Source organism: uncultured Dialister sp., assembly GCF_900538805.1.
Taxonomy (GTDB): domain Bacteria; phylum Bacillota; class Negativicutes; order Veillonellales; family Dialisteraceae; genus Dialister.
The window spans coordinates 1-8,698 of record NZ_UPZP01000094.1 but is presented as its reverse complement, the minus strand read 5'-3'; the positions used below and the strand labels follow the sequence as shown (position 1 = coordinate 8,698).

The following is an 8,698-nucleotide window of genomic DNA, read 5'->3' as shown; positions in this document are numbered from 1 at the left end:
GGAAATGCACCCCTTCTGCCTACGGCACCTCCCCCGGAGGGGGAGGTTTGCTCTCCGCTTCTCTTAGTGCTAACTTAAGTCACTCTTTGCTTAGCGCCGCTAAAACTTCCCCCTCCGGGGTGCACAGCGAACACATTTTGTAGGAGCGCCAGCGACGCACAAAATGTAGTGAGTCGTTTCACCTTTAGGTGGAAGTACCGCCGCAGGCGGGGATAGGGGTGCATTTTCAACGGGCCCGGCCCGGTTGTATGGTTTTTCTGCCGCCGACAGGCGGCATTTATACTGGCGCCTCTCGGCGCCCACCTTCATTTACCATTTACTATTTACCATTTACCATTTCCTCATCTTCCCGCTGAGCGACATTCTATACTGAGCTGGTAAGCTGGCAAGTGTCATTAGCGATGTTTACCGATAGTACACCCCTTCGCCACTATGTGGCCCTCTTCGCCCCGTTGGGAAACATGTCACTGGATTCTCAGGTCGCTACGCTCCCCTACGAATCCAGTTCCTTTGCCACCTCAAGGGGACGCAAGAGATAGCAGACAGCCCCCATTCCCCTATCCCACTGTCCCCCTATCCCACTGTCCCCCTATCCCACCAGTCCACTAGCTCACTAGCTCACTGTCCCACTGTCCCACTGTCCCACTGTCCCACTATCCCACCAGCTCACCAGCTCACTATCTCTATACATCCCTATAGAAAAATTCCATAGGTTTTCTTCCCTCCCATCCATTTCTCCAAATTCTTCCCTTTTCAATGAATATCGGCATTTTTCGAAATTTCCTGCCGGCGAACGGAGGATGAGAGGGTTCTTAAGGACCAAATTTGTCTATTCCTTTTTCGGCCCACTTGGTGTATGATTATGTCCGGTACAATATATTGTGCCTCTATTTGTATGTCTGAACTATATTTAGTAGAATGCATGATTTCATCTACTATTCACATTATCGAGCAGAAAACTTAACTATCATTGAACAGGGGAGTGTCTCACATGGAAAACAGGGATCATATGGATGTTATTCACGTAAAAACGAACGTCATAAAGCGTAACGGGCAGGAAGTGTCTTTTGATATTTCCAAAATCATCAACGCCATTGGCAAGGCGAATAAGGAAGTGGAGTCCATCCACCAGATGAATGAATTCCAGATCCGCGCCGTGGCGGATAACATCGCCCGGAAGATTGCTTCCTACCCCCATGCGGTGAACGTGGAGGATATCCAGGACATGGTGGAAACGGGCATCATGGAAATGCGGGGCTATGAAGTGGCCCAGAAGTATGTGCGTTACCGCTACAAGAGGGAGATTTCCCGCAAGAGCAATACCACCGACGACGGCATTCTGTCCCTCATCGACCTGTCCAATGAAGAAGTGAAGCAGGAAAATTCCAACAAGAATCCTGTCATCAATTCCACACAGCGTGACTACATGGCCGGCGAGGTGTCCAAGGACCTCACCAAGAGGCTGCTGCTGCCGGAGGAAATCGTGAAGGCCCATGAAGAAGGCATCATCCATTTCCACGACGCCGACTATTTCGCCCAGAGGGAACACAACTGCGACCTCATCAACCTGGAAGACATGCTGCAGAACGGCACCGTCATCAGCCAGACCCTCATTGAAAAGCCCCATTCCTTCTTCACCGCCTGCAACGTGACCACCCAGATCGTGGCCCAGGTGGCATCCAACCAGTACGGCGGCCAGTCCTTCACCCTGGCCCATCTGGCTCCCTTCGTGGACATCAGCCGCAAGAAAATCACGAAAGAAGTGATTGAAGAAAGAAAAGAAACCGGCGAATCCATGGACGAATCCATCATCGAAAAGATTGTGGAACGGCGGCTGAAGGAAGAAATCAAATCCGGCATCCAGACCATCCAGTACCAGCTCATCACCCTCATGACCTGTAACGGACAGGCCCCCTTCGTCACCATGTTCATGTACCTGGACGAAGTGCCCGACGGACAGACCCGGAAAGACCTGGCCATGATTATCGAAGAAGTGCTCCGCCAGAGAATGCAGGGCGTGAAGAATGAAAAGGGCGTATGGATTACCCCGGCCTTCCCGAAGCTCATTTACGTGCTGGACGAAGACAACATCCACGACGATTCCCCCTACTATTATCTCACCAAGCTGGCTGCGGAATGCACCGCCAAGAGAATGGTACCGGACTACATTTCCGCCAAAATCATGAAGAGCCTGAAGAACGGCGACGTATACCCCTGCATGGGCTGCCGCAGCTTCCTCACCCCCGACACCGAAGGCCTTGGACCCCACGGCGAGCATAAATACTACGGCCGTTTCAACCAGGGCGTAGTCACCATCAACCTGGTGGACGTGGCCTGCTCCTCCGACGGCGACATGGACCGCTTCTGGAAAATCCTGGAAGACCGCCTGGAACTCTGCCACCGGGCCCTCCGCTGCCGCCACGAACGGCTTCTGGGCACCGTGTCCGACGTAGCCCCCATCCTCTGGCAGTACGGCGCCCTGGCAAGACTTAAAAAAGGCGAAACCATCGACAAACTCCTCTTCAACAACTACAGCACCATTTCCCTGGGCTACGCAGGCCTCTATGAAATGTGCGTCCGCATGCTGGGCGTTTCCCACACCACCGAAGAAGGCAGGAAATTTGCCCTGGCGGTCATGCAGAAACTGAACGACAAATGCGCCGAATGGAGAAAGGCTGAAAATATTTCCTACTCCGTCTACGGCACCCCCATGGAATCCACCACCTACAAATTTGCCAAATGTCTGCAGAAACGGTTCGGCATCATCCCCGGTGTCACCGACAAGAACTACATCACCAACAGCTACCACGTGCACGTGGCAGAAAAGATTGACGCCTTCCATAAACTGAAATTCGAATCGGACTTCCAGAAACTTTCCCCCGGCGGCGCCATTTCCTACATCGAAGTGCCGAACATGCAGACCAACATTCCCGCTGTCCTCACGGTGATGAAGTACATCTATGAAAATATCATGTACGCCGAACTGAACACCAAGAGCGACTACTGCATGGTCTGCGGCTACGACGGAGAAATCAAAATCGTGGAAGACGAAAACGGCAAGCTCGTCTGGGAATGCCCCAACTGCGGCAACCGGGACCAGCACAAGATGAGCGTGGCCAGAAGAACCTGCGGCTACATCGGCACCCAGTTCTGGAACCAGGGCCGTACCCAGGAAATCAAGGACCGCGTGCTGCATCTTTGATAGAAAGGGCCGCTTCGCGGCCCGGGTTCAAAAGGTTCAGAAGGTTCTGCCTGCCTTCGGCAGGCGGGTTCAAAGGGTGTGGTATCGCCGCGTCGCGGCGATAAGTATAAATGCCGCCTCGCGGCGGCATATAAAAAGCGTCCGCCAGGACGCCACCTTCCCCTTTGAACCTTTTGAACCTTCTGAACCCTTTGAACCTGTTAAACCTTCAGCCCAAAAGGGTTCTGAATCCGGAGGCGCTCCGCGCCTCCTTTTTACTTACACATAAGCAAGGAGTCCATCCATGAAATACGCCAATTTTAAAGAATACGACATAGCCAACGGTCCGGGCATCCGGTTCTCCCTCTTCGTTTCCGGCTGCACCCACCACTGCAAAGGCTGCTTCAACCCGGAAACCTGGGATTTTAACTACGGCAAACCCTTCACCAAGGAAGTAGAAGACTACATCATCAAAGAAACGGGCCATGAATTCTACGAAGGCCTCACCCTCCTGGGCGGCGAACCCATGGAACCGGTGAACCAGAAAGGCCTGCTGCCCCTGGTGAAACGGTTCAAGGAACTTTACCCCCACAAAACCATCTGGTGCTTCACCGGCTACCTCTACGACCGGGACCTCCTGGGCCACTTCGCCAAGGTCATGCCGGAAACCATGGAACTCCTGAAACGGATCGACGTACTGGTGGACGGCGAATTCATGCTGGACAAAAAGGACGTAACCCTCCTCTTCAAGGGCTCCTCCAACCAACGCACCATCGACGTGCAGAAAAGTTTGAAGAGCGGCAAAATCGTCACCTGGGACCCCGGTGACACCAGCATGTCCCCGAATTCAAAGATTTAAGGGCCGAAGGGCCGCCAAAGGCGGCCCGGGTTCAGAAGGTTCAAAGGGTTCTGCCCGCCTTCAGCGGGCGGGTTCAGAGGGTTGTGGTGCGGCGCCTTTCGGCGCCGTTTTTTTTATTGGGAATGTGGCACACTGCCCAGCGCCCATAGTGCCCCCAGCGAAGCTGGGGTGGCAAGGGAACACGATTCGTAGGGGAGCGCTAGCGACCTGAGAATCGTGTGACACGCTTCCCAGCGGGGCAAAGGTGGTGGCGCAGCCACCAAAGGGGGGAACCGCCGGAATGGCACAAGGCGCATTTGACGCATAGGTTTTCCAACTCAATTTCTTGTTTTCCCTTGAGGGAAAGTGCTGCGAAGCAGCAAAAGGGTGTACGGGGCATAGCACCGCCATGACACTCTATCGCATAACTGACCGCCAATCGGCGGCCTCTTCCGCAATGCATTTCATGTCCCTGCTCCTCCCCTGCTGAATTAGCCACCTGCGGTGGCCACCCCCATTCAGGGGACAGAATAGACCTCTCTACGCTTACCCGTAGAATCATGTGGCACGCTGCCCAGCACCCATGGTGCCCCCTTTTAGGGGGGGAAGGTGGTGGCGCCAGCCACCAAGGGGGGTGCCGCCGGAAAGGTACAGGGCCCATTGACTCATTGCCACGACGCCCCTCTTCCAATCTACCTTCTATCTTCTATCTTCTATCGTCTAACCTCCCCTCTCCCATACAAAAAACGCCCCTCATCAATGAGAGGCGTTTTCTTATTGTCCGTGGTAGGCAGCCCTGCGAAGGAGGAGGGTTTTCATTTCATCAATGTCTTCGGTTTCGGTGCAGTCTACCCGGGCGGAGCGGAGGAAGAGGGTGCAGGGGTAGCCGCCGATGCTGCAGATTTCGTGGATTTTCCTTGAGAGTATACCCAGTTCTTTTTCCGTGATGCCCTCTTCTTCCATGTTCTGGAGAATGAGGAAGCGGTTCACGCTCATACGGCCTATGACGGTCCTCACACCGAAGCTGGCCCTGATTTCTTTGACAATCCGGCGGACCAGTTCTCTCCGGCTGTCTTTGCCATAGGCTTTCCCGAAGTCTTCTATGGCCGGGATGTCCAGAAGGATGCCTTCGTACTTCATGCCGGTACTCTGGAAGGCGTCGGCATAGTGCTCCGCTTCGATGACGATGCCCCGATAGCTCAGGACACCGCTTTCTTCATTGGTGAAGCTGCGGAGGCTGTCCTTTTCTTTCATGGCCGTTTCATCGTTCAGATCCACGAACCAGCCCAGAAGGCCAATGATTTCATTGCCTTCGTACACCGGCACCTTGGTGGCCCGGATGGCATGGAGCTTGCCCCGGGCGATGCATTTGCCCTGGGCATTATAGGAAACCTGCCCTTTCTGCAGCACCTTTTCTTCCTCTTCTTTATAGGTGCTGTCCCCCAGGTGCCATCCCATGTCTTCGTCCGTCTTTCCAAGGATGTCCCCTTCACTGGCAAAGCCGTAGTAGCGGAGGAAGGCGTCGCTGGCGCCCAGGAATCTTCGATTTTTGTCTTTCCAGAAGAACTTGAAATCCGATTTCCGCCGAAGGGCACGGGCAAAGTTCCGGTCTCTCTCTTCCTTCGTTTCCTTTTTGCATCCGCCCGGGAGGGAAGCTGCATAGAGACGGAGGAATTCTGCTCTTTCTACCGGCGCCAGCGGTGTGAGGGCTGTGTCCTTGGCGCCCAGGAAAATGTGATTTTCCTCTTCCTTACCCATGACCATGGCTATCACTTCTTTCCACCGGTACTGGCCATGGCTGTCCTTGATGCGGAAATGGGAGGCCGACAGCCGGTGTATGGAAGCGGCCGCTATTTTCTGGATATTTTCAGGACGGGTGAATTGAATGAATTTTTTCCGGTCATCGGGGTGCACATAGTCTGCCAGATGGTGCCACTGGGCAGGCGTGAGGGCAGAGCCCGGTTTCATACCGGGAATGGAAGAAAGGATGACATCCACCGTATTTTTGTCGCCCTGGTAATAATAGAGGGCATCAAAGACGCGCATCATATTTCTATACAGCATATCCAGCGTCTGCACGGGGCCATGTTCATCTTTCACGGACATATTGAGGATGGATACGGTGCCGCCGCAGAGGATTCCATTTCCTGCCAGGGAATGGATGGTATTCTTCAGCATGAAGCCGTTCCGCATGGCCACCACGGACTGCTCCTGCCCGCTGGCCCGGCTTCCTTCGATAAGGGCCCGGAGCCATGGATAAATAGGATGGCCGTGGGGCACTTCATTTCCTTCAAAATAAATGTTGCCGCCGCCATATACGGCGTCCGCCACCTGCTTCAGGGCTTCATTTTTCAGAAGAAGCACAAACCGGTCTTTCCGATTCAGGAAGAGCCCCACCGGCTTGTCGGTGAGCACATTCACCAGACCCACCCGGTTCATGACCACACTTTCCAGTGGTCCTTCAGGCACATAGGTGCCTTCCATCAGCTTTTTCTCGAAATCCTCACTGGTCATGGGCTTCCCGTAGAACCAGCCCTGGATTTTCTCGCAGCCCGATTCCCGCAGGAAATCCACCTGCTCCTTCGTTTCCGCCCCTTCCGCCAGGGTGTGGACGGAAAGGTTCTTTGCCATGAGGATAATGGACCGAATGATTTTGCGGCTCTCTTCGTTGAAATTCCGGAGGAAGGCCATATCGATTTTCAGAAGGTCGAAGGGAAACTCCTGAAGCACATTGAGGGAAGAGTAGCCGCTGCCGAAATCGTCCAGCCACAGCTGGTAGCCCGCTTCCTTAAAGCGGAGGAGCTCCTTTTTCAGGACGCCGCTGTCCCTGGTGAGCGCCGACTCCGTCACTTCAATATGGAAGAACTGCCGGGGCACCTGGTATTTGGACACGATATGCTCCATGAAATCGAAGGGTTTCATGGTATCGAAATCCACCCGTGACAGGTTCACCGACACGGAAAGGACAGAATGCCTGTCCCCTTTCAGATGGTGATAGAGCCGGGCAGTGGTTTCGATGACATAGCGGTCCAGCAGATGGATGAGCTTCATCTTCTCCAATACAGGGACGAAGATGCCGGGAAGTATCATGCCCTTCTCCGGATCCTCCCACCGGGCCAGGGCTTCCAGGCCACAGACCTTTCCCGTAAGGGCTCGGGTTATGGGCTGGTAGTACACATGGATATGACCCTTTTCCATGGCATTTTCAAAATTCCGAAGCACAAAGGCCGTATTCACCATATCCCGGCCCAGGGATTCGGTATACACCGCCCAGCTCCGGTTGCCATCCTCCTTGATGGAGTCTGCCGCCAGTTTGGCCATATCGAAGGGATCCCGCCAGTTCATGGTTTTCAGCTTCTCCGGCGGTACGTGGTCCTTATCAAAGAGCACAATGCCCGCTTTGCAGCGAATGGCCCTGTCCTGAATGAGGTCATTGATTTCTTTGACCATCCTGTCCATTCGCATGGTGATATGGTTCCTGGATGGCAGCATTATGAAATTGTCGGCCCCCAGATGGGCTGCCGGCGCATGGGGGAAACAGGCGCGAAGGACCTGGGCAATCTGGTAAATCAGGGTATTTCCCGCTTCAATGCCATAGCTGCTGTTAAAGGAAGAAAAGTGAACCAGTTTGATAAATACCGGCACCCGCTGCCCCCAGATACCGCTGGCTTCCTCCTCCTTCAGCACCTGCTCCGCCTTCCGGTAAAAAGCATGGGGCCCCAGAAGGCCGGTATCGTTGTCCCTCTCCAGAGCGCTCTGGCGCACATCACTCTGCACCAGGCCCACCACCCACAGGGCCCCCCGCTTCCCGTCCACCGCCGGACCGAAAACACCTTCCACCCGAATGAAATGGCCCGTCCTGGTTTTGCTGGAACCTTCGTAGAAATTGTAATTTCCTCTTCGTTCACTGCCCTGATACAAACCGGCCAGGGAATGGGCATCTTCGTCTGCCATGAGGTTCCTGAAAAGTCCCTTCGTAAATTCCATGAACTGCTGCTCCGAAGCGCATTCAAAAATACGAAGGGTCTCCCGGTTCACCGCCAGAATCCTTTCCTCTTCGTCCCGGGAAACAAGACAGACGCCTCCCGGAAAATCATTCAGATATTTCAGTACACCTTCATTCTTCCCCATAACCGTCACTCTCTTACTTTCTCATCTAATCTCCTGCCGGAGACAACCCAATTTTTCTAATCGTTTCTGATTCAAAACAGCCCCATAAACTAAATGCAATACTCTCCTATATTGTACTCCATTTTGAATCCTTTATCCAAGAAAATGTTCTATAGGGTGATAAAACAGTGGGACAGTGAGTGCAAAAGGTGGTGCGCCCGGCGGACGCAGGGTTCTTAAGATGGACCGGCCCTCCGAGCCGGAGGATTCATTGTGCCACTGCTTGCGGGGGAAAGGTGGTACGAAGTACCAAAGGGGGAACGGGTGGTGGTGTCGCAATGGGGCCGCTCCGCGGCCCGGGTTCAGAGGGTTCAAAGGGTTCTGTCCGCTTGCAGCGGTCAGGTTCAGAGGGTGGTGGTATCGCCCTATGGGGCGATAAGTTTTATATGCCGCTCCGCGGAATAAAAACCATACAACCGGGCTGCGCCCGTGGGAAATGCACCCCTTCTGCCTACGGCACCTCCCCCGGAGGGGGAGGTTTGCTCTCCGCTTCTCTTAGTGCTAACTTA

Annotated in this window: 3 protein-coding genes; 2 read left to right on the top strand and 1 reads right to left on the bottom strand. The window is 54.1% G+C overall.

Going from position 1 to position 8,698, the window contains the following annotated elements:
* The first annotated feature begins 991 nt into the window (after window positions 1-991).
* Window positions 992-3,202, top strand: a complete 2,211-nt coding sequence (gene nrdD / locus QZQ29_RS07840) for an anaerobic ribonucleoside-triphosphate reductase (RefSeq protein ID WP_296962072.1) — start codon at window positions 992-994, stop codon at window positions 3,200-3,202.
* Between the two features lie 283 nt (window positions 3,203-3,485).
* Complete coding sequence (gene nrdG, locus QZQ29_RS07835; RefSeq protein WP_296962070.1) at window positions 3,486-4,040, top strand: anaerobic ribonucleoside-triphosphate reductase activating protein; 555 nt, start codon at window positions 3,486-3,488, stop codon at window positions 4,038-4,040.
* 753 nt (window positions 4,041-4,793) lie between these two features.
* On the opposite strand, the gene QZQ29_RS07830 is transcribed toward nrdG, so the two are convergent.
* Window positions 4,794-8,150, bottom strand: coding sequence for a GGDEF domain-containing phosphodiesterase (locus tag QZQ29_RS07830; RefSeq protein WP_296962068.1), 3,357 nt, complete (start codon window positions 8,148-8,150; stop codon window positions 4,794-4,796).
* Window positions 8,151-8,698 lie beyond the last annotated feature (548 nt).

Coding starts and splice junctions, on each gene's coding strand:
- nrdD (WP_296962072.1), top strand. CDS start 992: ATGGAAAACAGGGATCATATGGATGTTATTCACGTAAAAACGAACGTC.
- nrdG (WP_296962070.1), top strand. CDS start 3,486: ATGAAATACGCCAATTTTAAAGAATACGACATAGCCAACGGTCCGGGC.
- QZQ29_RS07830 (WP_296962068.1), bottom strand. CDS start 8,150: ATGGGGAAGAATGAAGGTGTACTGAAATATCTGAATGATTTTCCGGGA.